The organism is Streptomyces alkaliphilus (genome assembly GCF_014141535.1).
Taxonomy (GTDB): Bacteria; Actinomycetota; Actinomycetes; order Streptomycetales; family Streptomycetaceae; genus Streptomyces; species Streptomyces alkaliphilus.
Genome location: NZ_VKHT01000851.1, coordinates 1 through 2,198 on the forward strand (window position 1 = coordinate 1; position 2,198 = coordinate 2,198).

Sequence of the window (2,198 nt, forward strand, 5' to 3'; positions counted from 1 at the left end):
CCCCCGAACTCTCCCCGACGCCCCGGTCGCCCGGCCCCACCGGCCGGGCGACCGGGGCGTTCCCGATGGTCGGGAGCGTCGCGGCGGGGCTCACACCGGGAGGGTCGGCGCGCTGAGCGCAGCGTTGCGCCCGGGAAACGAGGGGGATGCCGTCGGGTAACAGCCGGCCCGCACGCTCGACCCATGACCTCAGCAGGATCGGCCGAACGAGCCGCCCCCCGCACCGGAGTCCGGAAGGCCGCCGATGGCGCCCCGGCGGCCCGGCGCGTGGTGATCGTGGGCGGTGGCATGGCCGGTGCGCGACTGGCGGACCGGCTCGCCGGACACCCGGACACCACCGTCACCGTGCTCGGCGAGGAGCCGCACCCCGCCTACAACCGGGTGCTGCTGGCCGAGGTGCTGGCCGGCCGCTACCCGGCGGAGGTGATCGCGCTCCCCGCCCCGCCGGCGACCGTGCGGCGCCGCTCGGGCGTGCGAGCGGTGCGGCTGGACCGCGCCGAGCGGCGGGTGGTGTGCGACGACGGTTCGGTGGAGCCCTACGACGCCCTGGTGCTGGCCACCGGGAGCAACCCGGTGCTGCCGCCGCTGCGCGGCCTGTTCACCCGCACCGGGCACGACCTCCCCACCGGGGTGCGGGCCTTCCGCACCCTGGACGACGCGCTGGCGCTGGCCGGGGCGTGCGAGGAGGACGGGGGGACGCGGGCGGTGGTGATCGGCGGCGGGCTGCTGGGCGTCTCCGCCGCCCGCGCCCTGGCCCACCGGGGCGTCCGGGTGCTGCTGGCCCACCAGGGCGAGCATCTGATGGAGCGGCACCTGGACCCGGACGCGGCCGGACTGCTGCGCTCCCACCTCGCCGAGTTGGGCGTGGAGGTGCACACCGAGTGCCGGGTGCGCGGCGTGCGCACCGATCCCGAGGACCCCGCCCGCCCGGTGCGGGCGGTGGAGTTGGCCGACGGGTACCTGTTGGAGGCCGAGCAGGTCGTGCTGGCCTGCGGGGTGCGCCCGCGGGTCGGCCTGGCACGGGCGGCCGGCCTGGCGGTGGAGCGGGGCGTCGTCGTGGACGACCGACTGACCACCTCCGACCCCACCGTCTTCGCGATCGGCGACTGCGCCGAGCACCGCGGCACCCTCCACGGGCTGGCGGGCGCCGCCCGGGAGCAGGCGGACGCGCTGGCCCGGGTGCTGGCCGGCGACCCGGACCCGTGTCCGTACCCCGGTACCCGGGCGCTGACCCGGCTGACCCTGCCCGCCGGTCCGGGTGTCACGACGGGCCCGCCCGCCGGGCCCCGTTCCTTCGATCTGGCCGCCTTCGGCGACCCGGTGCCCGCCCCCGGCGACGACGTCGTGCAGTTGGCCGACGCGACGCGGGGCGCCTACCGGCGCCTGGTGGTGCGGGGCGATCGCCTGCGCGGCGGGGTCCTGCTGGGCGACCTGGGGGCCGTGGGCTCCCTGGCACGTACGTGGGAGAGCGACGAGGCCCTTCCCGCCACTCCCCTGCTGCACCTGCTCACCCCCGACGGAGGGCTGTGATGTCCGAGATGCTCGAGACGAGCGATACCGCCGGTGCCCCCGGTACCGATGACTCCACCGGCCCGATCGTGCTGGTCGGACACGGCATGGTCGGTCAGCGTTTCCTGGAGGAGCTGGTCGAGCGGGGGGTGACCGGACGGCGCCGGGTGGTGGTCTTCTGCGAGGAGCCGCGCCCCGCGTACGACCGGGTGCAGCTGACCTCCTGGTTCACCGGCGCGACCGCCGAGGACCTGAACCTGCTGCCGGAGGGGTTCGCCGAGCGGCACGGCATCGAACTGCTGATCGGCGACCCCGTGGTGGCGGTGGACCGGGGGGCGCGCACCGTCACCTCGGCCGCCGGGCTGGTGCGGGAGTGGGGGACGCTGGTGCTGGCCACCGGTTCGTACCCGTTCGTGCCGCCGGTGCCGGGGAAGGACGCCACCGGCTGTTTCGTCTACCGCACCATCGAGGACCTGCTGTCCATCGAGGAGTACGCCAAGGGCTCGCGCACCGGCGTGGTGGTGGGGGGCGGTCTGCTGGGGCTGGAGGCGGCGGGCGCGTTGCGCGGCCTGGGTCTGGACGCGCACATCGTGGAGTTCAACGACCGGCTGATGGCGATCCAGGTGGACTCCGGGGGCGGCGAGGCGCTGCGCCGCACCGTGGAGGGGATGGGCCTGACCGTCCACACC

At 76.3% G+C, this 2,198-nt stretch carries 2 protein-coding genes; both read left to right on the plus strand.

What is annotated here, in order from left to right; translation table 11 throughout:
• Nucleotides 1–183 precede the first annotated feature (183 nt).
• Entirely contained in the window at nucleotides 184–1,530 is a 1,347-nt protein-coding gene (locus FNQ90_RS20440) for an NAD(P)/FAD-dependent oxidoreductase (protein WP_182607700.1), read from the plus strand.
• Nucleotides 1,531–1,538: 8 nt separating this feature from the next.
• Nucleotides 1,539–2,198, plus strand: a 660-nt coding sequence (locus FNQ90_RS20445; RefSeq protein WP_228471433.1) for an FAD-dependent oxidoreductase, incomplete at its 3' end; no start/stop codon positions are given.